The organism is Ewingella sp. C233 (assembly GCF_055407225.1).
On the sequence record NZ_JBUZRI010000008.1, the window covers coordinates 69,947 to 90,739 of the forward strand.

The following is a 20,793-nucleotide window of genomic DNA, read 5'->3' on the forward strand; positions in this document are numbered from 1 at the left end:
AGCACCACCCTAGCTACGCTACGGGCACAATCCTATTCCAGAAATTCAGATGATAGGCAAAATGAAAAAGGTAGCACCTGCCATATATGGCAGGCAGATAAACATAGTAACGCCACCTAAGTGGTGCAAGCACCACTAAGGCGCAGATACGCTTCGCTACGCTCAGCCACTGCGTACTGGCTAACTAACCATAAGATGAAAGCAGCGAGCCCGTAGGCTTAGCAGGGCGGGATGGTGATGATGCAATATGAGGTATTGCACCGCCTGTGGCGGGCTACGGCGCGATTAACGCCTTGCACCCTACTGTTGCTATCGTTCTGCGCCTTTATGCGTCACAGACGCATCCGTTCGTTTTCCCATGAGTTCAAACTTTCCCCATTTCCACACACCATAAAAATGCCCGAAGAACGTTGCGGATGTATTTTGTTGAAATTGAGTGTGATCACAGAAGCAGTAGACGGTATGTCAGAGAGGGTACGGTAAGGCGTTCTCTACGTGGTATCAATATCGACCGGTGCAACATGTCCGGGTAAGTCTAATACAGTGTGTCAGATTGGGAAGTTGCCGGTTCTGACACACCCATAAGATAAACTACCTCAGTGTGTCAGTATTGGAAACGAGTCAGGCACATTTAGTATGGGAGAACATTAGTCTTCCAACAACAACCCTTCCCCGTTGTGACCCACTCGCTAATAAAGGTGGGGCAAAGTGGGAAACCTCCCATTTCGACACACCGAACTTACTTTAAGGTTTTAGTGTATGTATTAGGTGTGCAGCTGCTTGCCCCAGTCACAGCAGCTTACAGCCAAGGTAAAGTGCATAAAGTCAGGAACTACACCTTGCCTCTTACATAAAGAGAGTGTGTCAGAGTGGGAGATTGCCTGTTACGACCCACCATGTTGGCAGTAGGCAAGTAGGATACTTATTGCCTTCAGTTGCTATTTGTAGAAAGTATCCGACCAGAAAGATACCTATCTGTTTTATCGAACGTTTCGGATTAGAGTATGGTTGATTTTGAAGTTACCGATTACGACACACCACAGAATACTAAGAGAGAGGTGTGTCAGAGTGGGAGGATACCCACTTAGACACACCACTGCATATTGAGGAATGGGTGTGCCAGAGTGGGAAATTACCTGATTCGGCACACCACAAATGTAGTGGTCAACAAAAACTGGCCACAGCTTTAGAGTTTTTCCAGAACAATCGTTCTGATTCATTCGGCGTCAAACCACCATTATATTGATGAGGTCTGAGCTGGCTGTAATATCCTGTGATGTAATTCGTTATTGCCGTGCTGGCTTCGCTAAAATTCGCGTAGCCATTATCCGGTACCCACTCTGTTTTCAGGCTTCTGAAGAACCGTTCCATTGGACTGTTATCCCAGCAATTTCCCCGGCGACTCAGGCTTTGCTTTATCTGATATCTCCACAGTAACTGTCTGAAATTCCTGCTGGTATAGTGACTGCCTTGATCCGAGTGATACAGTAAATTAGCCGGTTTTCCCCGTGCTTCCCAGGCCATCGACAGGGCTTTACCTGTCAGTGCGGAATCAGGGAAAAATGACATCGCCCAGCCAACCGGTTTACGGGAAAACAGATCAAGCACAATGGCTAAATAAGCCCAGCGCTTACCTGTCCAGATATAAGTCACATCACCGCACCAGACCTGATTAGGCTCTGTTACTGCAAACTGGCGTTCCAGATAATTAGGTATCTCTACGTGTTCCTTAGACGCCTTCTTATATCGATGGCCAGGCTGCTGACAGCTGATGAGATTAAGTTCTTTCATCAGCTTTGTTGCCCGCCAGCGGCTCAGTTTTACGCCTTTGGTGGTGACCATCGCGGCAATATTACGTGCACCTGCGGAACCATTACTTTCGCGATAGCTTTCACGAACAAGGCCCAGTAATGCCACGCGTGCGGCATCAGGCTTCTTTGGCTGCCGCCAGTATTTATAGCTGCTGCGATGAACCCCAAACACGTTGCACACAACGGCAACAGGAAACCGCGCCCTGAGTTTCTCAACTAATGAGAACTGTTCAGGGAGTCTGACATCAAGAGCGCGGTAGCCTTTTTTAATATATCCCTTTCCATTTCAACGCGTTGGAGTCTTTTCTTCAACTCACGTATCTCAATCTGCTCAGGTGTCATTGGTGAAGCTATGGGTGATTTCCCCCCTCGCTCTTCTTTCAACTGCCGGACCCACTTGTCCATCGTGGATTTACCGACATTCATTGCCGTGGCAGCGGCGGCAACGGTGTAATGCTGATCGAGTACAAGCTGGGCGGCTTCGAGGCGAAACTCGGGGCTAAAATTGCGTCTGTTACGTCCGGTCATAATGTCACCTGTTTTGACTATGAGGTGATGATATCACCTCTATTCAGGTGGCCAAATTCACTATGCCACTACAAAAATACTAAAAGATGGGTGTGTCAGAATGGGAATCTGCCTACTTCGACACACCATAAGATACTTAGATGGGTTTGAGGTCCTATGGGGCGAAAGCCTACGCTAGCGTTAGTCGGCCTCGCCAATACTCTGCCCCAGATAGGCTTATGTTGTGTATTGTACTGGCCTAAAGAATATTGATTTCATAGGGTAATCATCATGGGGTATACATTCTGGTTTGATAAATTTGATAGCCGCACAATTCTTGAGCCTCACAAGTTCTATGTCTTACAGGCACGCAAGCGGCTACTCTCTCAATTTCATGACATCTCGCGTGAGGCTGACGAGGCGGTGCAGGCACACTATGAAATGTTGGGCCAGTATTTTGACCCCGAGCGGGATGACCCGGCTGATTCAGCGGAAGCTGCATTTAATGAAGGCATCTCACATTACCAAGCCCTACATGAGATGCATAACACCATCACCTTGGCCTTGACCGCTGGTATGTTCCATCAGTTTGATAAAGCCTTGCGTGAGAAGATGGTCATAGAGTTTCGGAACTGGCAACCGGCTACGATAGACGGTTTGATCTGGAATGTAGAGTTTCCGCTGCTGATTGATTTGCTGGAATGGGCAGGGGTAAAAATCAAGGCTAAGCCATTCTATGTAAAGCTGGACGCTTGCCAGTTGCTGGTAAATGTTTATAAGCATGGGAAAGGACGCTCTCATAGGGACCTGGTGAGCAAATACCCCGAGTATTACCCATCAGCATATCCAAAACTAAGAGGGCGCATAGGCCCACGACCGGATGAACTGAAGGTAAGTGAAGCGCAGTTTGTCGAAATTGCAGATGCTATAACGAACTTCTGGCAAAACTTCCCTGAATTTGCCAACGAATCAGATAAAGGAATTGAGCCACAATGGTTCGCCAGCAGGCTTAAGCGTTTCACCCGCCCATGATGAACTTAGCGTAGGTTTTCGCCCCATTGGACCTCTAACCCCTTAGATGTGGGCATATTCGAATGGGCAGTTGCTAGTTTCATTATGACTAAAGTATTTAAAGGTGGGTGTGTCAGAGTGGGAAGTTACCAGTTTAGACATACCACAGACCATTTCATCGGAGGTGTGTGTGAGTGGGAGGGTATCGGTTACTAAACACCGTCAAATATTTCACGGCGGGTATAACACAGCGGGCAGTTAACAGTTAGCCCAACAAGTGGGTCTAAAACGCCATGACAGCTTCAACTTCACAATCAGTGCATCTAGGCCAAAAGCTCATTGCTATACTGCAAGGCGTAATGGCCATTTTTTTCTGCTCCTGGCCTCTCCAGATACGTGACAGAACCTCGCAATATAGTGTGCGCACTCAGTATTTATCTCGGGGGCTTGAAAAGTAAAACAGAGCCGGAAGGTGTCGTTTGAAGAACCGTAAAACCTCGACGCAGTAGCATATCGGTCATGTGCTTTGATTTAGCCAAGCATTTTGCCTGCATAGGATGATGGCTATTGTTTTCAATCCAATCTGACAGTAGCGTTGAAGCGTATCCCTTACCGCGAAAAGCTTTAGTAATACCGATAGCCCTTATCTCCAAGCAAGGTTGACCATTCAGATCTGGTACTGTCATAAGCCAGATATAGCCAATCCTTTGCTTATTAGACTCTCGAGTGAGGATATAGAAAAAATGCCCAGTGTATTGTCCTGCTTCGCCCTTTCGTATCACCTCCCTGATTTGCTTTTCTACAATCTTGCTTCCTCCTGCCTTTGAGAATTCTTTCGAGAAAGAGCCCATGCTTGCCCCATCTTCGAATTCGTCCATGATAAACGGCATATCTTGTGCGGTTAAAGCGCGCGAATATAAATCACCCATAGTTTCCCCTTTCATAACTAAACCAATATGTTCTCTCCCTATAAAAGCATTAAGCCGTTAAAATGTGTAGGGATTTTGATGAAGCCTACCTTATATTCCCGCATAAAAAGTGGGTAAGCTGCAACCAGCCAAAATATCCGGTTTTTTACTATTAGTAAGTTGTCTGAATCAGAAAAAACAATCAGCTATCCCTGATCAAGTCACTCTGGGCATTTAGCGTCTCAATCGTCGTTTAGATGTGGCCACTCCATCGCTACTTTATTTGACTCTCCAAGCTGTTGCAGAAATATCAGAGTTTCCTGCATAGTCGCCTACCGCTGGGAATTGGTGGAGGTGTGTCAGAGTGGGAACATTTTTATTGCTATTACGCACTGTATATTGCTGAACGGGGAAGTAAGAAAGAGTTTGCTATTGCTGGCCAGTTCACTGACCAGCGGGTTCAGATTGGTTTAAGAGTGGGGTTACGGCTATGCACAATGATGAATATCTCTTTCCCCTTGGGTTGCTCAGAATAAACCAGATAGCCGATCTCCTTCAGTTGCTCAAGTGCAATACGGATAATTCGATTTTGTTCTTTAGTAGGAGAAAGCAGCGCTAATCGCGACCGTATTCTACTGAAGGAGATTGGAACTGGGTTGGTTGGTAGGCTTTCAATGTAGGTATAAAGTGCCTGGGCAGCTTCTTTCCGCATGAGAGCATTGATGGGTTTATAGCGAAGAAGAACTGTATAATCAGCGGCATAGAGTTCCCATAAACGTTGGTCGGCCTCGAGCTCAATAATGTCTTTATCGACGTCAAATGAACCAGTTTTCAGTAGCCCTGTAACTGAAGCCCCTTTAGCATTATCCCGCGAGAAAGTTATTGTCTTACCTCGAATGCGAGTCAGAGAATTCATTATGCTTTCACGCAGACGTTTATCGAAGCGTTTGGATTCGAACTTACACATTGAAGCAAATTCTTTGAAAGGTAGGCTAATCGTGTTTGTATTGAGGCCATACTTAGAAAATGCTTGGATAATACCCACCCAGACCTTGAAATCCACGGCCATGTTAAGCCGTTCACCGGTGATTTTTACGTTGTCGTAACCTTCCCGTTTCGCAAATTCCAGCCCAGATAGAACTGATGACGCATCAATTGTCGTCTTTACTCCTTTACCTGGCCTGCTCGCGGGGACAAATACATCAAGACGCATCAGAGCTACAGGCTGTACAGTTGCGCTGTTAGTAACTGTGAGTTTCGTGTTGACAGTTTCGTCTCTTTTATTAATCGCCTCACCAATAAAAACCTTATCTGTCATAGACTAATCCAAGTGTATAATAAGTAATGAATTTATGTGGATAAAACGAGAGTTCTCCCGCTTTGACACACCGTTTTACCCAATACTACACACCATTTACCCACTTTGACACACCAAATTCCCGCTTCGACACACCATTTGCCCACTTCGACACACCAAAAGTGGTGTATTTTCATGATTTTTATAGATTTCTGGCGAGTGGGATCAGTTAGGGATCTAAAAAGGATCTAATAGGATTATTTAGGGGTCACACCCTGTAGATATGTGTATAACTTTACTACTGTTATTTATGAAATAACCTTTGTATAAGGATGTCGCTGCAAGCAGCTCCTCTACTGTGGCGTAAACGCCTATTAAGTAGCTCCCGCAAGCGGGCCCCGGATCCGAGCTAGAGCGACCGTACAGCGCCGCAAGCGGCGCTTACGCCAGGATACAGCTCGCAAGCTCGCTAACCTGGACGTCGCATCAACAAATATGTCTGCTGAAAGTCAGCATAGCTTAGCAGGGAGGGAGGTGGATCGAGGGATCTTTTTGGATCTAAACCGGCAAAGCCGGGTCACCGCCGGCTTAACCTACTGTGGTATTTTTAACTCTGAAGCCGGCTGCAAAAACAGCCCTATCAACTGAAAGTTATTGGCATGTTGCATAAGCAGGCATTATTTTTTCAAATCAGAATAAAACATTGAATTCTGAAGGTGGCCGTTTGCCACGGAATACCTAGTAACGCATTTTGATATCTATAGTTGCTGTAATATCGCTTTTACCACTGATGTAAGTCCGACCGCTTAAAACAATGAGCATGACCCGGATAACTTCAACTTCACTTGTATCATCAGGCATCTTCAAATCTATTCTTAACTGTTTCAATGCAGCATTCTCATTACCATCTATGTGATAGATTACGGTCTTTCCACCAGATTCTTTTAATTTTTCCGTATACCGTTGATAGCGCTCTTTGGATGTTAAAGGAGCGTTCTTCCCTTTTGGCCTGCCAGGCCTTTTGCTGGATGTGATCATTTTGAACCTGTAACACTTTACTGTTATATTTATGTGATATATATTTGTATCATTAAGTGGTTAGTAGAATCAAAATTTTAAAACCGCTTTGAGGATTAATTTTTTTGCGCATGCGCAAAATGGCAAGCTGAAAACAACGCTATTACGGTCGAAATAGCTTGGGTGTATAACACTTATCTGTTATATTTTAAGTCGTCAGGTAAGAACCTGACGCAGGATAGTGAATCCATAACCGGAGATTTGTCAGATGGCAAAGCCAGTTCCAACTACTCGTAAGACTGTGTTAAAAAGCACCCTTTCACGTAAGGTCATCGAGAACATTCGTAAAAAATGCCCTGTCATTGCCAATGGCAATGCTAAGGGAGGCGTAGGGAAAACAACTACCGCAGCTCATGAAATTTGGCATGGTGTTGACCTTAAACTCAAGGTTTTAGCGATTGATTTCGATAAACATTTAACGGATGTATTTTTTGAAACATCCACTCCAGAACTTCCTGACTATGCCGTAGCCAGTGACATGTTCACCAGTGAAGGTATTCAAAAGCCTATCTATCAGGTACCTGGATATGAAAATTTCTATTTTCTGCCAGCCGATCACAATCTAAAAGATGTCGATGGAATCTCCTTCGACCAAGGCGTCTATGAATATCCGGCACAACAAATAAAAACATTACGTGAGCAGTTCGACCTAATCATTATTGATTCCCCTCCCAGTGAAGGTAACAGGCAACAGGCGACGTTGTTGAGCTCGACGACTACCGTTTTAGTCAGTGAGTTAAACAAAATTTCAGTGAACGGTGTTACCGACGTATTGGGGATCACTGATTCTCTTATAAGTGCAATCAATGAGAGTTATGGCTACGAACGCTACGAAATGCCTGACTGTATTATCGTCCCAAATAAATATGATTCGCGGCGCAAGAGGGATAAAGAGTTTTATGAAATGCTCAAGTCTTTCGATCTAAATCTTACCCCCCTGCTGCCTTATCGCGCGCCAATTAGTGCAGCGCTAAGTGACGCTCAGCCGGTGTGGAAATACAAAGACGGAAATGCCCGAATGGCCGCAAAAGAAATGAAATTGGTTTTGGATCATATTTTTACTGAGGTATCGAAATGAACAAGTTAAACAATCCGTTGGGTAAATCTTTAAGCAACCTTTCCAATCTGGCGTCTAAAAAAACAAATAACAATGCTGGCCAGATTATTTTGGTAAAACCATCAGAGTGCTATACCGACGGCAATCCGCGTACTGAGTTCGACGCTCTGTTAGTGGCATCAATTACGAAAGACTTCCTTGACCCGACTGTTGGACAGCAAGAGCCTTGCCATGTCTATCCAAAGGATGAAAAAGGGTACCGAATGCAGCATGGTGCAACACGCTTACTGTGCGCAAATCAAGCTGCACTTGTAAATCCAGACTTCATGCTTAAGGTTATCCCTGATGCCACTCTTAAGAACAAACCTGAGCATGTAAGACTATGGGAGCAAGGTAGTAACAACATTAAACGTAATAACATGTCTTTGCCAGACCGTGCCAATTTCATCGCAAACTATATGGAATTAGCCAAAAGTGAAGGTGTTAAAGTCACTCAAGCTGAAATAGCAGAACGTCTTGGAATGAGCGGCGGAGCATCGGCTGTGTCGCGGCTACTTAAGCTGCGAGATATGCCGATGGAGCTGAATGAAGTTTATAAATCAGGAGTAACGGAAGACGTCGAAACATTAGCTAATCTGGTTGAAATTTATAACGACGATATTGAGCTTTTCAGAGAATTAATTGCATTACCGGAGTTGGATCGTGCAATCGTTCGCAAAGCGAAGAAAAGCGGGACATTAGCTCAACAACCAGTGCTAGTAAAACCATCCACGACAGCGCCAACACCGAGTTTAGAAACGAACCAGAATGTAGTTGCTGATGTAACCAACAATGTTGAAATTGCGCATGCGCAAAATTCAGAAGTTGTCACGTCAGAATCCGGCTTTGGAATTGACCAGCAAGAACCGAATGAATCAGCCAAAAACATCACTGAAAGTAGCCAAGAAACAAATGTAGAAACAGGTGGCAATGACCCTGACAATTCAGATACAAGAACAACTCCAGACACTAATTCTAAAACTAAAAAAGCATATCTAAAAGCAACTATTTTTGGCGAAGTTAATGGTGAAAGTTGCATCTTGGTGACTAAGATTGAAGATGAAAATCCTATTCCAGGCCCAAGGGGTAAAGGAGGCACCGCCTATGTTCAAATCGGTGGTGAAGTGAAGGCAGTTCCAGCAGAAAACTTCGTTTTCAAGTCCGTCAGTTACCATTCGTGAGGGATTGATGTATTCACTTCTAATCAAAGATCGGGCTTACCCGATCTCTGTTTTTCTAAGCTATATGATGCGGGTGAAAGAAATCACCCGCTCAGAAGCCATACTGATGCTTACTCATGCGGCGGTAGGTTTGGATATGCGGAAACAGTTAACTCCTCCAGCAAACAATACTGTTTCAGAATGGGGTCGGTCTACAGATACGCCCTTATGGGCTGTTGTTAGTGCAATGAAACTGTTAGAACATTATCGGAAAGTTCCTTACAGCGATCAGGAGTGGGCTTTCTGGGCATTTGCAACAGCGGAATGCAGCACATGTTCAGAACAACTTCCAAAGTATACGGGCAAAAAAGGGATATGGTTTAAAAAGGCAATGCATTTCCGGTCTATGTATGAAAGTCGGGGGAATTTAAGAAAGAAACATAAAGATTGCTCCTGGCCTAATGTAGCCGCGAAGGTGGAAATTTTTGCCAAGGGAAATGAATTAGACTCCTTTACACTACCTCAGATTTATATGGACATTAGTCAATCATTAAAAGTATTCAATATTGTTGACGAAAAATTGAAAGCTAATATCGAATTTACGCTTGAGGACATTGATTCCATAACAAAAAATGAATTGACGGAACAAGAGTTACTGAGCAAATTAATCACTACAATTCAAGAGCTTACAAATCTTGGAGTAACTGAGCGCCTTAGCAACGGTAATATTAAATTCACATTATAAGCTAATCTTTTTTACTTTCTCCTTTGCTGATATTTACCGATTCCACTATAGTGCGCAACCAGGTGTTTGTTGTACTTCGGGCAACACCTTGTCTTTGGAGTTCTGGAATCATTCTGTCATGAAGCGTTTTAAAAAAAATTTTACCATAAAGAAAGGCAATGTCCTGCCGATAACGCTCATGTATAGCTTTCAATTGTAATTTGATCCAAATACAGTCATCGGCATGTGCGATCGTCGGAAGAACAATATATTTGAGGTTTTCTTCGAGTTTCTTCTTTTCGGCAAAGGTTAACTTTTTCATATAAAAATCCTCACATGGATGACTGATTAATAATACCTCAGAGGCATAAAATGTGGAAAGAACAAGTAGTTAATAATCCAACGGTATGTTGTGATGTAGAATCATACCAACGGAAATATTTTTACTTAGGGGATTTTGCAAAGGAATTGATAAATGTTCTCCCGCGCTCCCCAGAATCGTTTACACACCTACTAAGCAGCTGCTTCAGCACTTCAGTGCGAGTAAAGGTTGAGTATCTGGAAGAGATGATCTCTTTTATCACAGACAAAGTAGGCTCTCAAACTATTGAAAAGCATTTAGCAATGGCAGACATGACCAAGGTTCTGCCATTGAAAGGTAAAGTGAGCGTCAGCCAGGAAGTGATAGCTATGTCGGACGAAGATGGCTTAAACCTATCTGTTCTTGTCACAAGGCACATGTTCCGCGACTACAGTGAAACGCCTAGCTGTGTACGCCAACAATCAGAAAGAGACCTGTGTAAACAGCAGGGGCAATTTGTCACTCACTATAAATTCGCGGATAACACCGTGACGATCAGCACAGGACTAGATCATTTCGAAACACGTATTGAACGCCTGTAAAAATTATTACTCAATTATTGAGGGTTAAATATCGCCGCGTATAGCCCTCAATAATTTCATTGGATTTCTACCGCCGCTCAATGCCGCCACCCGCTGGCAGTAATGCCCAACCGCCCTCCCCAACCTGTTGTAATGAGTAGCTTGTTTATTTGAAAGCACGCAGCACTGTAATTTTGGTAGTTCAGGGTTTTTCAGTAACAGTTTGAAAAGTTTGATGTTATTGACAGATTGAGAACGTGCTGGAACAAGTTCAAAAATGGCCTCAATTAGAGTATCAATACTAAACCCATAATATGAAAGAATAAGTTCTCCGTCCGAGATCTGTTCATAGCAAACTGTTTCTGCCTTGATAACTGACGATATAGAGTTCTCAGATGCCCAGGCTGCATATATTAAACCTTCAGCGTGTGTAAGACCCTTGATAATTGTTAGTTGACGAGTTACGTCATTAACAAAATAATTCATTATTGTATCCCAGATTTAAAATTACATACTAGCAGTAATCACCCGCGTATGGCACTAATCTACGTATGATCCGGCCAAACTCATTTATGAGAACGCGACGCATTATAATAAAAGATAAATCAATTTCACAAAATGTGAATTTTCTCTTGTTCGTTAATATTACCTATGTTAAGGTTATATCAGATAAGGGCATTGCGCCCACAACCGGAGAAAATCATGAAAGTGATTGTTAAATTTAGAACCGTAGAAGTAACTTATAATACGGGAGTAGTAGCGGCTATTAAATGTAAAACAATTTCTGATGCTTTGTCATTCGACAAGCATTTTAAAAATGCGATCATCAAACGCGAACGCGCATGCAACGATGAAAGTTACCTTCAAGAATTTTATGCGTATCTTAAATCTAAAGGTTTGGTAGAAAGACAGTGCTATGAAAGCCACTTGAATCTGCAAAGAAAAGCTCATCTTGTCAGCATGTTACCAACAAGAATTGTTGCCGGAGGCATACATGCATAATGAGCGTACTTATGTTTGCTATAGCAGTTTTCGGCGAAAACTAGGAATTATTAAACTTAAGTCAAATTCGGATGACCTTAAGGAAATATTCATAGATAATAAAATTCTTATTAAAGACAAGTACCCTGGAACAGCCTTCATAAAGCTACACAAAGCAAATTCTGTATAAAAAATAGACTTCACATGTCGAATATAAATTAATAACAATTTTTACGTTAGTACTAACGCAAACTAATTTAAGGAATGAATTATATGAACGCTATTAAATCTGTGGTTTTCGCTGCTGCCCTTACGGCATTTTCAGCCTCCGCATCCTCTGCATCTGCCTTAGACAAAGAGATTGCCGTGTCCAACGTTTCCGTAGCCTATAACCAGCCATTCTATATTCTGAAAGGTGTGGTGAAGAACACTACTGATAAACCCCTTAACAACGTAAAGCTCAACATTAACGTTTATGAGCACGGTCGTGTTGTTGATACAATTACAGCGGTAGTGAAAGCAGTTGAGCCTGGTCAATCTGCCAACTGGCAAACGCCAACCACTAAAACGTTTAATAAATATTTAATTGATCAAATCGTTGCTGACTAACTCTGGTAGTCAGATATAAGAAAGAATTCGGCCCGTAGCGGGCCGTTTTTTTTGATATCTAACGACGTAAGATCAGTAAGTTTTAGGATCAGCACCCTTCTCTTGCTTCCCTCTTTGCGCCCTTCCCTCTATCAGGTTGCTGGATTGCTTTTGTGAGCTCATTTCACATCGTACATGACTGCCTGTTTCTCCATCAAACCACCACATATGAAGTACATAGCTATGGTGTCTGGGGATGCTGACGCGCCGTTGGCTTGTCCAACCCTGGGGCCGCTAAGAAAGGATTTCTTGGCGGCTCCAGGGTTATGTTTAACGGCCACGGTCGAGGAAAAATATGGGATCAACTTTAAAGCGTTGAGATAAGTTTTTGATATGTGGGATAGTCAGAGCGCGCTGTCCACTCAGAATCTGGGAAACTAACGATGCAACACCAAGCTCCTCCCGGAGATCAGCAGCTTTCAATCCATAGTGTTGCATTAAAACTTTTAATGCCGGAACGCCGCTGGTCATCTCACCTGTCTCAGCATTAAATAGGATAACTTCTGCCAATTGCTTTTCATAATCGACAATGGACTGAGATACCAGTTTGAGTAGGATTCTATGGTCGCCCTTTTCACCAATCAGTTTTGAAGCCAGTTCCAGGGCTTCAGAGTATTGGATGTTATCTTTTATTCCCATAAGCCAAGGTAATTCAGTGACCAGACTATTAATTAGCTTTTGTATGATTTCTGTATTCATGCAACCTTCTTCACTTCAATTTTTTTGGCGATCAAAACTTCGTTCTCGAAATCTATTTGTGCTGTGAGAATAATTAAGTTTTGGGAAAAAGGAAGCAACCAAGTTGAGGTATCTTTGTCGTACAACTGACAACCAGGAAAGACCTGTTGCAGAACTGCTGGTGAACATACCTTCCTCATCCGTTTAAGTAGCTGAAAAGTAGCCGATATCGCGGCCCTTTGTTTTATATGTGATTGATAAGATTCAGTAAATGTAAGGGTTGATAGTATAATCATATGAATTCCCTAGTCGTTTAATACTGATAGGTATAACACAGAACTGAAACAATAAAAAATAAATTTCACAATTTGTGAATTTATAAATAATAATAGTAATCGTATGTGATACTATTAATCGCTGGTTAAAATTAATAGGATAATAAAATGGAGCAGTTCGATTACTTGTCTGAAGTATTCAGAGATAACGTATTAGGGTCATTTGGTTCTTTTGTCACTTCTTTCAAATCAAATAATTTAAATATTGATAATATAGATAATGAAATATATATGTGGAATTGTCAGCAGATATCAGCTCATATCAATACCTATATAAGCACCAATGGATTAGAGCTCGCCACGGGTAGACGCCTATTTGTATTTGCACCTAATCCCAAGCAATCTGCTCATGCTATCCGTAACACGCATTACTACCAGGATGCCGGAGCGTTGTGTGAATGCGAATACGATACGATTGAAGAGGCGGTGATCAATTGCCTCATCAACTACCCCAATGCAGTACAAAGTCCTGGACTATTGGACCTATGGATGAGCACGTCGAAGTTTGCAATGGCTTTACAGTTGGATATGGCAAGCTAAAGGTTCATTCAGTCGCCACAGGAAGGATTAGATCAAGGTGATGATTTAAAAAAAACCTTATTATGATACAAAATAGTATCATAATAAGGTTGGTAAATTTTTGGGGAAAACAATGTACGAATACACAGATGTTTACGAAGAGGTGGAGTGTTGGGATGATGGGCAGCCGCTAATTTTGTCACGTCGTGAGGTGATTAACTATCTAAAACTCCATTACTTACTGACAGCAAAACAATGGTTTGAGTTTTTCGGCGAATCAGAAAATATCTGTAAAAATCAATATCCTGCAAAAGACGTCCTAATTTTTCTTGGGTACTGAATGATTTTGGTTTAGAGAATTTGCGCATGCGCAAAAAAGCTGTGTCGTGGTTTGGATATTTGCGCATGCGCAAAAACCACTGTGGATTGGCTTTTCAAATTTGTGCATGCGCAAAAAAATGAATCAAGCATTAGAGCGATTCTTAATGAAATCTCTGATTTCAACGTTGCAGTATAAAGTTCACGTAATGTGAATTTCCTGCCGCGTCTTACCATAATACTTTTAGAAGTTTCAACTAATAAGTTAGGCAATAGTCGATTGCAGGAAACTACATCAAGAAATTCGTGCCAGAGAACTGCAAAATTCCGAGATATCGAAACTGGTTTTGCAGAATAGGCGACATACTTTGCGAAATGGTATAACTACTGTGATTTACAATCTTTGGACCCAATACGAGGTGTGAGCAAACTGGTGGCAGGAAGACAAGGTACAAACGTTAAGTGACCACCGTATCTTCCATGTTAGACGCGCCGGCACCTAATACTAAAAATTCTAACGCGAAAATCCAGACTCAAAAATAGTCCTTTTCAATAAATACTGTGTTTAGATTTATGTTTATATAAACGTTTATTGTATTAACTCACAACTAATTTCCTAGGCGCTTTCCCCCCTTTTTTATTCATATACTGGTTAGTGATCGTCAGCAGAATTCCCGCCACGTATGGAGTTGACTCACCTAAAATGGACCCGAGACCTGACCGGCAGTAAATATTGGATAGCAGGGCAGGCTGTTCCAACCATTCCCTACATCTTGTGTCGGTCGCTGGTCGCTTTCTTATATACGTTGCCCAGACCCATCTTTGATTTTGCAGACATACAACAGGTGGGTCGAGCCTGACTACGGTCGTCACCGATGACTACTTGGAACTATCTCAAAATATCCAAAGAGCAGGGCATGTTTTCTACAGCACCGAATGTATTCCGTGACCGCCACGCGGCACTTCCCGGCAACGCCGGGGCCGCAAAGGATGCGGGCAAAGCCAGGTAGCTGAAGTGTGAAAGCACCAAAGCCGTGCCTTCACTGTAGACCGGCCGCTCCAGCTGCAAGGGTGCGCGTTGCCGGATACTCGCCCATTCTCAACGTTAACGGTGCATTCAGCCCGTTAACGTCTGCGCTGTGGCCTGCGTTCCGCCCCTGCATCTTCCGCTTTCCGCCGGTCTTTAGTGGCGGCACGGCAATGGTGCCGTTGAAGCGGAGATATTCTGATGCACAAACTCACAAAAGTGATTCTCGATAACGGCGAGATGGCGTTGTACCTGGATGGCTACTATCTGGGCAGTGAAGATGATAGCGGTGATCGCATTACCCTGGATGAGATCGCGACGGCATTGCAAAAGGTGCCGGGCATCTGCGCCCAGGACGTCACTCGCCCCTGTCCGGATCAGCAGGATTGGAGCTGGGGTGACGTGGCGGGAGAAATCTTTACGCCGGTAGTGAGCGGCTACAGCCATCGGGAGGTGACGGTCGAAGGCTTTATATCCAGGCTGTCGGCGTACCCTGCGGATACGCTCTGTTGCGGGACATTCTGGCTTGAGGATGACTTTCTTGAAGTAGATGAAACGTTAACGTCGGAGGAAATACACCGGGCAATGGAGATCGCCACCGATAATCACGATGCCAGTATTGGTTACAACTGGGACTCTCTCCGTTACGCCGCCGAGCTGGCCAAACAATAAAGCGCTTCCCCGCCGGCGACGGGGGGGAGTTTTTGGACTGCGGATAAGGATGTCGTGATACTCCGCTTTTTCTGGGGTTGCCACGCTACCGCGCACCAACCCGGCTAAAAACGCCCCCCTGATAGCCTGAGCTGCGACGGCTAACGCCGTGCCTTCACTGTAGACGGGCCGCTGCGTATGCAAGGGTGCGCTTCGCCGCTATCCTCACCCGTTCGCACTCATACACTCGGCGGTCTTCCCGTCGCGTGCTCGTTCAATATTCACTCGCCCGCCGTTCAGCCCACCTCCTTCCTTCGTTTGCGCTGCGGCCTCCGGTAGCGCCCCTGCATCCTCCGCTTTCCGCCCGTCTGTCGTGTCGGCACGGCGTAAGCCGGAACTGTGATCCCACAACCAGCGGAGAAAGGCACATGAGCACAACCACACCAGCCGTGTACGTCGGTACGTACCACAAATACAACTGCGGCAGCATCGCCGCCGGGAAATGGCTCGATCTGACCGAGTTTGACGACGAGCAAGACTTTTTGGCGGCATGCAGCAAGCTGCACGCCGATGAAGAAGACCCGGAGCTGATGTTTCAGGACTGGGAAGGGATCCCGTCCGGACTGGCGTCGGAAAATCATGTGAACTGGGCGTTTATTGATGCCTACCGGCAGGCAAAGGAGGAAGGGCAGGGGGAGGCGTTTGTTGAATGGGCCGAGTATTTCAACGCCTGTGATTATGACGCGTTTCAGGAAGCGTATCAGGGTGAGGCTGAAAGTGAGGAAGACTACGCGCGCAATTATGCCGATGAAACGGGTTTACTCAATGATATGCCGGATTCACTGCTGAGCTATTTCGATTATGAGGCTTTTGGCCGCGACCTGTTCATGAACGGGCTGGTTTTAGTAAACGGCTACGTATTTTCTGAATGACACACTCACCGGCAGGGGGAACCCTGCCGTAAGGATAAAAAAATGAAACTGACATCTGAAACCCGCGAAACGCTGAAACACTATAAATTGTTGATTAACGCGAGCCGCCGCGAGGCCGGATTATCCCCGCTCAATACGACACAGATTTTGGACGATATTTGTGCTTATCTGAAATATCAGAACGCGGTCTATCTCGGCGGTGCCTTTATTCAGCAGGCGGGGATCAAAAAACTCAATAAGTAAGCGGTAAGAAACGGGCGGGGAGCCGCCTGTTAACGGGCTAAAACCCCTTTCAGGCTTCGCCTGGCGATAGCAGACCGCTCTGCGCCTTCGGCGCCGCGCGTCTCCGCTATCGCTGTAATGGATTGGAAGATAAATAATGGACGGTCGCGGGCCGGTCAAATCATTCAGTTAATACCAATATTTTGCATAAGGTTTCGGTGCCGGTTTATCGTTGTCCGATCTTCTCGATGCTGATTAAAGTCATGACATAAAATCCTACCCCGGCCCCCTTCGGCTCGCGACCTGCGGCCGGTCGTCGAGCCCGACTGCGCTAACCGGCAAGCCGGTAAGCTTCGCGGAATCCCTGCGGGGTTCCGGCCTGACGGCTAGGGTCTGAGGGAGTACGTCAACATCGGCAGCTGGCTCACGCCAGCGCGCTAACCGTACCGGCGAGAGTACCGCCGGCACTTTTCGGCGCACCCCCGTTTCGCTGTCGCGCTCCGGCGTTGCGGCGGATCCCCGCTCATTGGTACTCCGGCATCCTCTTTCCGTTTAAGTCCCTTCGCCTGGGCTGATACCGACACAGTCCTCCTCGCTGTCCAGGGTAAATACACTCGCTGAGAATTTTTCTCGGCCACTTCGTTAGTCCTCCAAAAATTATCCGCTCGCCCTGGTCATCTTCGTCAGCCGGTGTCGTTTACGCCCTTGCGGCGAGGGGTCTCAAACGGGTGATGGCATACCAGAAGGGACCAAACAGCAGGTTCCCGCAAACGTCAAAACCGCGACAAGAGAAACTCAACGGGTGATGTGTGTAACCCCAAACGAAAAGGAAAGGCTTATGTGCGATCAGGAATGTGTATTACCGGAGGAGGGTGAGTTTACCCGCGAACAGGCAACCGCCATTGCGTCTCAGTACAGCAACGTTGCGATTGAAGACGATAACGGGAAAGATTTTCGTCTCGTCGTGCGCGAGGGGGGCGAGATGGTGTGGCGTGGGTGGAATTTCGAGGCCGGTGCAGGATTTTGGCTTAACCGTTACATCAAAAACTACGGCGTAAAAAATCAGACGGCGGGGAATTAATCATGAATACACCGGTAAATTCTAACCAAAATATCAGCACTGAGGCTCCCGCAGCGGGGGCCGTAACCTGTACGCCTGCGCAGCTTGGCGATCTGGTTTATCACATCCTCTGCTACGGGGCATTCTTCCAAAAGTTCGAGCCGAGACTCTTACCGGCGGGCGCACAGGCCGAGATGTACAGGTGCGAAGAATCTCTTTCGTGGATTCTGGTCTGGTTTGTTAACGGACGACCGGTGATGGCCTGTGATTATTTTGACCATTTTACCTATGTCCTCGACCGCACGTTGTTAGCGGAGGCCGGACAGTGAACGCGATGAACGTTGTTCCTCTTGGCGTGGTGGACGTGGCGTATTACAGCAACCATGCGGCGCAGTACCTGCAAAACCTGCTTAAGACCGTTGAGGCATTGCCATTTTTACAGGAGGTGATCGACGAGTTATCCGCCGATCCCACCGTTGGCTGGAATTGCCAGACCAATTCGGTGTTAGGCGATGACCATATTCATTCCATCGAGCTGGAGATCGCCCCCATCTACGATGACGGCGAGTATGTAGAAACATTCACGTTAGAAGAAAGCATAACGGAGCCTGAGCGGGTTCACGCATTTTCGCTGTATTCCCGCGTTGCCGAGTCGTCAGATTTTGCGGGCGTGCAGCCACTGCATGATGCCGAATCACTCGCAGAATGCGAGATGATGGCTCTGTTAGCCGTGCGGCGTATAAATGCAATGAAGGCGAACCACGTCGAACCACGCTGGGGATAGTGTCACCTGAAACTAACCTCAAAGGTTATATTTGTAGTCTAAACTAACCTTTGAGGTTATAATTACCTCTCAAAAACCAATAATCCGAGTGAACATGGAAAAGAGAACTCCACATACGCGCCTTCATATCGTTCAGGGACTTGTTGCAGCAGGGAAGGTGAAAGCGACCAATACGGCGCTCAACGGCGCGGATGATTTAGGGCTGACATTTGATGATATGTGCAGTGCGATCCTGGGATTAACGGCAGCTGATTTTTTTAAAAGTATGACCACCTATAATGATCATACTGTCTGGCAGGACGTATACCGCCCGAAGTTGTCGTGTGGTGACGTATATCTAAAACTAACGGTCAGTAACGGTGTTTTGATCGTCTCATTCAAGGAGAAGTAATATGAAATGTTCCGTTTGTGGCGGTGCAGAACTTGAGTTTGGTATCAAAAAAGTCCCTTACTCATTCCGTGGCCGTAAAACAGTTATCGAGGCAGAAGGTGACCACTGTCCGGCGTGTGGTGAAGTCGTGATGGATCGTGAGCAGTCTATGGCCTACATGGCAAAGGTGAAGTCATTTAAGGCCAAAGTCATCGCGGAAACCATCGAACCTGAGTACATCATTCAGGTGCGTAAAAAACTTGAACTCACGCAGAAAGAGGCCAGCGAGATTTTTGGCGGGGGCGTGAATGCCTTTTCGCGTTATGAAAAGGGTAAGGCACAGCCACACCCTTCTATTATCAAACTCCTGCGCGTACTCGATCACCATCCCGAGTTATTGGATGAAGTGCGCAAACAGGCATAAGTGGGCAGGGGGGCGCTCCCTGACTTTTGCCGCGCTTAAAACACCCCAGCGGGCTACGCCCGCCAGTTCCTGAGACAGGCGGCGGCTGCGCCGCCCCTCTTCTCCGGTATGTGTCGGGGGCTTGTCTCTCTCTTCCCTTACTGTCTCTTCCTCTCCGGGCTTTTTCTCTTCTTCCTGGTCATCGATAGCCAGCGATGCTGTTACCCCAATAAATTCCACACCCAGGGCATGGCCCCCTTCGGCTCCCGACCTGCGGCCGGTCGTCGAGCCCGACTGCGCTAACCGGCAAGCCGGTAAGCTTCGCGGAATCCCTCCGGGGTTCCGGCCTGACGGCTAGGGTCTGATGGCAACGGCCAGGTCAACCCCCGCAGCCGGCTTCGCCGCCGCACTGACACTGGCCGGTAAACCGGCCGCTAAGGTCGCCGCCTCGTTCCTCGCCGTCGGGTGTGTGCATTCTGCCGGGTGCGGTTATCCATCTCACGTTAAGCCCTTACGCGGAGGGCTGGGTGTAGCACCGTCACCCAGGTTAACGCAAGGGTGAAATGAACGCCTGCGGCGCCCTTGCGTTCCCACGCGCGCCGTTGCTACTTCGCCCTTTGCCGCGAAAGAACTCACCGAGAGATGACATTTAACCTGAAGGGGACTTGAAGAATGCACACACAAAACGTCAAAACCGCCGCTCCTGAATCTTCCGAAAGATGTGGCATTGACATGTCATGCACAGTATTTGAGGACAGTACGATCACCGCATCACTGGTGTCAGAAAACCGTCGTCTGGCGTTTCTCCCTGCGCTGTTTGGTCGCCTGTTTATGCAAGGTGAACAGATTGCCTATAACTGGCTCAAGAAGAACAGCGAGAACTACGAAGGCGCATATTGGCAGTTTTATAACTTGTCAGGTGGCGGTCACTATCTCGCACCGCAAGTTGATGAACCTATCGAACTGGCGGTGATATCGAACTACTACCAAGGAAGTGTTTCAGGTGATGCAGCGGGGATCATTGCAACAATGTATGCGCTTAACGCATTAATTCATCATTGTTATGAAAAAGGTGATGACGCATTACAGGAAACGCTGACCCGTCATTATTACAAGCTGCGCGAATTCGCAGGGGAGCACGCAGAGGGATGCAGCATTTTCGGGGCAATTGACTGATTTCGTAGGGTTGCCGTCCCGCGCGGGGCGGCAGTTTCAAACGCAGGTGATCACTAAAGGCTCAGGCCGCGCTTAAAAACCCCCAGCGGGCTGCGCCCGCCAGTTCCTGAGACAGAAGGCGGCTGCGCCGCCCCTCTTCTCCGGTATGTGTCGGGGGCTTGTCTCTCTCTTCCCTTACTGTCTCTTCCTCTCCGGGCTTTTTCTCTTCTTCCTGGT

26 protein-coding genes are annotated in these 20,793 nt (G+C 46.1%); 18 read left to right on the plus strand and 8 right to left on the minus strand.

The features are described 5' to 3' along the window. Positions 1-1,164: 1,164 nt before the first annotated feature. A protein-coding gene (locus tag ACZRKO_RS21860) for an IS3 family transposase (RefSeq protein WP_112169525.1) occupies positions 1,165-2,339 on the minus strand; the annotation gives its coding sequence in 2 pieces (ribosomal slippage) (positions 1,165-2,081 and positions 2,081-2,339; 1,176 coding nt in all). Positions 2,340-2,609: 270 nt separating this feature from the next. On the opposite strand from ACZRKO_RS21860, the gene ACZRKO_RS21865 reads away from it, so the two are divergent. Then, positions 2,610-3,350, plus strand: coding sequence for a hypothetical protein (locus ACZRKO_RS21865; protein WP_414058643.1), 741 nt, complete (start codon positions 2,610-2,612; stop codon positions 3,348-3,350). 413 nt (positions 3,351-3,763) lie between these two features. Here ACZRKO_RS21865 and ACZRKO_RS21870 read toward each other — a convergent pair whose 3' ends face one another. From ACZRKO_RS21870 to ACZRKO_RS21880, 3 genes are all read right to left on the minus strand, one after another. Next, positions 3,764-4,258, minus strand: a complete 495-nt coding sequence (locus ACZRKO_RS21870; protein ID WP_119823542.1) for a GNAT family N-acetyltransferase — start codon at positions 4,256-4,258, stop codon at positions 3,764-3,766. A 439-nt stretch (positions 4,259-4,697) separates the two neighbouring features. Continuing rightward, the gene (locus tag ACZRKO_RS21875; protein ID WP_119823540.1) at positions 4,698-5,555 is read right to left on the minus strand and encodes a RepB family plasmid replication initiator protein; all 858 of its coding nucleotides are present in this window, start codon (positions 5,553-5,555) and stop codon (positions 4,698-4,700) included. Positions 5,556-6,272: 717 nt separating this feature from the next. Beyond that, positions 6,273-6,572 carry a hypothetical protein gene (locus ACZRKO_RS21880; protein WP_119823538.1) on the minus strand — a complete coding sequence of 100 codons (300 nt, stop codon included), beginning with the start codon at positions 6,570-6,572 and terminating at the stop codon, positions 6,273-6,275. Between the two features lie 247 nt (positions 6,573-6,819). Here ACZRKO_RS21880 and ACZRKO_RS21885 point away from each other — a divergent pair, with 247 nt between their 5' ends. From ACZRKO_RS21885 to ACZRKO_RS21895, 3 genes are read left to right on the plus strand one after another with little or no spacing between them, the layout of a single operon-like run. Beyond that, a complete protein-coding gene (locus ACZRKO_RS21885; protein ID WP_119823535.1) occupies positions 6,820-7,689 on the plus strand; it encodes a ParA family protein in 870 nt (289 codons plus the stop codon). After that, complete coding sequence (locus ACZRKO_RS21890) at positions 7,686-8,888, plus strand: ParB/RepB/Spo0J family partition protein (RefSeq protein WP_414058644.1); 1,203 nt, start codon at positions 7,686-7,688, stop codon at positions 8,886-8,888. The genes ACZRKO_RS21885 and ACZRKO_RS21890 overlap by 4 nt, the downstream gene beginning before the upstream one ends. Positions 8,889-8,895: 7 nt before the next feature. Then, entirely contained in the window at positions 8,896-9,612 is a 717-nt protein-coding gene (locus ACZRKO_RS21895; RefSeq protein WP_414058645.1) for a hypothetical protein, read from the plus strand. Between the two features lies 1 nt (position 9,613). Here ACZRKO_RS21895 and ACZRKO_RS21900 read toward each other — a convergent pair whose 3' ends face one another. Beyond that, positions 9,614-9,913, minus strand: coding sequence for a hypothetical protein (locus tag ACZRKO_RS21900; protein WP_119823529.1), 300 nt, complete (start codon positions 9,911-9,913; stop codon positions 9,614-9,616). Between the two features lie 50 nt (positions 9,914-9,963). Here ACZRKO_RS21900 and ACZRKO_RS21905 point away from each other — a divergent pair, with 50 nt between their 5' ends. Continuing rightward, entirely contained in the window at positions 9,964-10,494 is a 531-nt protein-coding gene (locus ACZRKO_RS21905; RefSeq protein ID WP_119823525.1) for a hypothetical protein, read from the plus strand. Between the two features lie 24 nt (positions 10,495-10,518). Here the strand turns inward: ACZRKO_RS21905 and ACZRKO_RS21910 are convergent, their stop codons facing one another. Continuing rightward, positions 10,519-10,959 carry a hypothetical protein gene (locus tag ACZRKO_RS21910; protein WP_119823523.1) on the minus strand — a complete coding sequence of 147 codons (441 nt, stop codon included), beginning with the start codon at positions 10,957-10,959 and terminating at the stop codon, positions 10,519-10,521. A gap of 216 nt (positions 10,960-11,175) precedes the next feature. Between ACZRKO_RS21910 and ACZRKO_RS21915 the strand changes: the two genes are divergently transcribed. After that, positions 11,176-11,475: a hypothetical protein gene (locus ACZRKO_RS21915; RefSeq protein WP_119823521.1), complete on the plus strand. Its 300-nt coding sequence runs from the start codon at positions 11,176-11,178 to the stop codon at positions 11,473-11,475. Between the two features lie 252 nt (positions 11,476-11,727). Beyond that, complete coding sequence (locus tag ACZRKO_RS21920; protein ID WP_119823519.1) at positions 11,728-12,063, plus strand: FxLYD domain-containing protein; 336 nt, start codon at positions 11,728-11,730, stop codon at positions 12,061-12,063. 309 nt (positions 12,064-12,372) lie between these two features. Here the strand turns inward: ACZRKO_RS21920 and ACZRKO_RS21925 are convergent, their stop codons facing one another. Continuing rightward, entirely contained in the window at positions 12,373-12,801 is a 429-nt protein-coding gene (locus ACZRKO_RS21925) for a helix-turn-helix domain-containing protein (RefSeq protein ID WP_119823517.1), read from the minus strand. A gap of 422 nt (positions 12,802-13,223) precedes the next feature. On the opposite strand from ACZRKO_RS21925, the gene ACZRKO_RS21930 reads away from it, so the two are divergent. The 10 genes from ACZRKO_RS21930 to ACZRKO_RS21975 all read left to right on the plus strand — a co-directional run bounded on the left by ACZRKO_RS21930 (position 13,224) and on the right by ACZRKO_RS21975 (position 19,422). Next, positions 13,224-13,655 carry a hypothetical protein gene (locus tag ACZRKO_RS21930; RefSeq protein WP_119823513.1) on the plus strand — a complete coding sequence of 144 codons (432 nt, stop codon included), beginning with the start codon at positions 13,224-13,226 and terminating at the stop codon, positions 13,653-13,655. A 1,172-nt stretch (positions 13,656-14,827) separates the two neighbouring features. After that, positions 14,828-14,962 carry a hypothetical protein gene (locus ACZRKO_RS21935; RefSeq protein ID WP_413531324.1) on the plus strand — a complete coding sequence of 45 codons (135 nt, stop codon included), beginning with the start codon at positions 14,828-14,830 and terminating at the stop codon, positions 14,960-14,962. A 218-nt stretch (positions 14,963-15,180) separates the two neighbouring features. Continuing rightward, complete coding sequence (locus ACZRKO_RS21940; protein WP_413531323.1) at positions 15,181-15,651, plus strand: hypothetical protein; 471 nt, start codon at positions 15,181-15,183, stop codon at positions 15,649-15,651. Between the two features lie 407 nt (positions 15,652-16,058). Continuing rightward, a complete protein-coding gene (locus ACZRKO_RS21945; RefSeq protein ID WP_414058646.1) occupies positions 16,059-16,562 on the plus strand; it encodes an antirestriction protein ArdA in 504 nt (167 codons plus the stop codon). Positions 16,563-16,604: 42 nt separating this feature from the next. Beyond that, positions 16,605-16,805, plus strand: coding sequence for a hypothetical protein (locus ACZRKO_RS21950; RefSeq protein ID WP_413536331.1), 201 nt, complete (start codon positions 16,605-16,607; stop codon positions 16,803-16,805). Between the two features lie 817 nt (positions 16,806-17,622). Next, positions 17,623-17,865, plus strand: a complete 243-nt coding sequence (locus ACZRKO_RS21955) for a DUF905 family protein (RefSeq protein WP_414058647.1) — start codon at positions 17,623-17,625, stop codon at positions 17,863-17,865. A 2-nt stretch (positions 17,866-17,867) separates the two neighbouring features. Then, positions 17,868-18,173, plus strand: a complete 306-nt coding sequence (locus ACZRKO_RS21960; protein WP_183850747.1) for a hypothetical protein — start codon at positions 17,868-17,870, stop codon at positions 18,171-18,173. A gap of 5 nt (positions 18,174-18,178) precedes the next feature. Further along, positions 18,179-18,628 (plus strand): hypothetical protein, encoded by a 450-nt coding sequence (locus tag ACZRKO_RS21965; RefSeq protein WP_221298301.1) that lies wholly within the window; start codon positions 18,179-18,181, stop codon positions 18,626-18,628. A gap of 94 nt (positions 18,629-18,722) precedes the next feature. Then, on the plus strand, positions 18,723-19,019 hold the full coding sequence (locus ACZRKO_RS21970) for a type II toxin-antitoxin system MqsR family toxin (protein ID WP_013578314.1): 297 nt from the start codon (positions 18,723-18,725) through the stop codon (positions 19,017-19,019). 1 nt (position 19,020) lies between these two features. Next, positions 19,021-19,422 (plus strand): type II TA system antitoxin MqsA family protein, encoded by a 402-nt coding sequence (locus ACZRKO_RS21975; protein ID WP_013578313.1) that lies wholly within the window; start codon positions 19,021-19,023, stop codon positions 19,420-19,422. On the opposite strand, the gene ACZRKO_RS21980 is transcribed toward ACZRKO_RS21975, so the two are convergent. Next, the gene (locus tag ACZRKO_RS21980; protein ID WP_463739285.1) at positions 19,393-19,641 is read right to left on the minus strand and encodes a hypothetical protein; all 249 of its coding nucleotides are present in this window, start codon (positions 19,639-19,641) and stop codon (positions 19,393-19,395) included. The two genes, ACZRKO_RS21975 and ACZRKO_RS21980, sit on opposite strands and share 30 nt — an antisense overlap. Before the next feature lie 492 nt (positions 19,642-20,133). Here ACZRKO_RS21980 and ACZRKO_RS21985 point away from each other — a divergent pair, with 492 nt between their 5' ends. After that, positions 20,134-20,577, plus strand: coding sequence for an antirestriction protein (locus tag ACZRKO_RS21985; RefSeq protein ID WP_414058648.1), 444 nt, complete (start codon positions 20,134-20,136; stop codon positions 20,575-20,577). Positions 20,578-20,793 lie beyond the last annotated feature (216 nt).

Bases quoted from the DNA above. Each gene is read 5' to 3' on its own strand.
- ACZRKO_RS21885 (WP_119823535.1), top strand. From the start codon at position 6,820: ATGGCAAAGCCAGTTCCAACTACTCGTAAGACTGTGTTAAAAAGCACC.
- ACZRKO_RS21865 (WP_414058643.1), top strand. From the start codon at position 2,610: ATGGGGTATACATTCTGGTTTGATAAATTTGATAGCCGCACAATTCTT.
- ACZRKO_RS21925 (WP_119823517.1), bottom strand. From the start codon at position 12,801: ATGAATACAGAAATCATACAAAAGCTAATTAATAGTCTGGTCACTGAA.
- ACZRKO_RS21985 (WP_414058648.1), top strand. From the start codon at position 20,134: ATGTCATGCACAGTATTTGAGGACAGTACGATCACCGCATCACTGGTG.
- ACZRKO_RS21950 (WP_413536331.1), top strand. From the start codon at position 16,605: ATGAAACTGACATCTGAAACCCGCGAAACGCTGAAACACTATAAATTG.
- ACZRKO_RS21900 (WP_119823529.1), bottom strand. From the start codon at position 9,913: ATGAAAAAGTTAACCTTTGCCGAAAAGAAGAAACTCGAAGAAAACCTC.
- ACZRKO_RS21905 (WP_119823525.1), top strand. From the start codon at position 9,964: ATGTGGAAAGAACAAGTAGTTAATAATCCAACGGTATGTTGTGATGTA.
- ACZRKO_RS21920 (WP_119823519.1), top strand. From the start codon at position 11,728: ATGAACGCTATTAAATCTGTGGTTTTCGCTGCTGCCCTTACGGCATTT.
- ACZRKO_RS21955 (WP_414058647.1), top strand. From the start codon at position 17,623: ATGTGCGATCAGGAATGTGTATTACCGGAGGAGGGTGAGTTTACCCGC.
- ACZRKO_RS21930 (WP_119823513.1), top strand. From the start codon at position 13,224: ATGGAGCAGTTCGATTACTTGTCTGAAGTATTCAGAGATAACGTATTA.
- ACZRKO_RS21875 (WP_119823540.1), bottom strand. From the start codon at position 5,555: ATGACAGATAAGGTTTTTATTGGTGAGGCGATTAATAAAAGAGACGAA.
- ACZRKO_RS21870 (WP_119823542.1), bottom strand. From the start codon at position 4,258: ATGGGTGATTTATATTCGCGCGCTTTAACCGCACAAGATATGCCGTTT.
- ACZRKO_RS21910 (WP_119823523.1), bottom strand. From the start codon at position 10,959: ATGAATTATTTTGTTAATGACGTAACTCGTCAACTAACAATTATCAAG.
- ACZRKO_RS21940 (WP_413531323.1), top strand. From the start codon at position 15,181: ATGCACAAACTCACAAAAGTGATTCTCGATAACGGCGAGATGGCGTTG.
- ACZRKO_RS21890 (WP_414058644.1), top strand. From the start codon at position 7,686: ATGAACAAGTTAAACAATCCGTTGGGTAAATCTTTAAGCAACCTTTCC.
- ACZRKO_RS21970 (WP_013578314.1), top strand. From the start codon at position 18,723: ATGGAAAAGAGAACTCCACATACGCGCCTTCATATCGTTCAGGGACTT.
- ACZRKO_RS21975 (WP_013578313.1), top strand. From the start codon at position 19,021: ATGAAATGTTCCGTTTGTGGCGGTGCAGAACTTGAGTTTGGTATCAAA.
- ACZRKO_RS21945 (WP_414058646.1), top strand. From the start codon at position 16,059: ATGAGCACAACCACACCAGCCGTGTACGTCGGTACGTACCACAAATAC.
- ACZRKO_RS21915 (WP_119823521.1), top strand. From the start codon at position 11,176: ATGAAAGTGATTGTTAAATTTAGAACCGTAGAAGTAACTTATAATACG.
- ACZRKO_RS21935 (WP_413531324.1), top strand. From the start codon at position 14,828: ATGACTACTTGGAACTATCTCAAAATATCCAAAGAGCAGGGCATGTTT.
- ACZRKO_RS21965 (WP_221298301.1), top strand. From the start codon at position 18,179: ATGAACGTTGTTCCTCTTGGCGTGGTGGACGTGGCGTATTACAGCAAC.
- ACZRKO_RS21880 (WP_119823538.1), bottom strand. From the start codon at position 6,572: ATGATCACATCCAGCAAAAGGCCTGGCAGGCCAAAAGGGAAGAACGCT.
- ACZRKO_RS21895 (WP_414058645.1), top strand. From the start codon at position 8,896: ATGTATTCACTTCTAATCAAAGATCGGGCTTACCCGATCTCTGTTTTT.
- ACZRKO_RS21960 (WP_183850747.1), top strand. From the start codon at position 17,868: ATGAATACACCGGTAAATTCTAACCAAAATATCAGCACTGAGGCTCCC.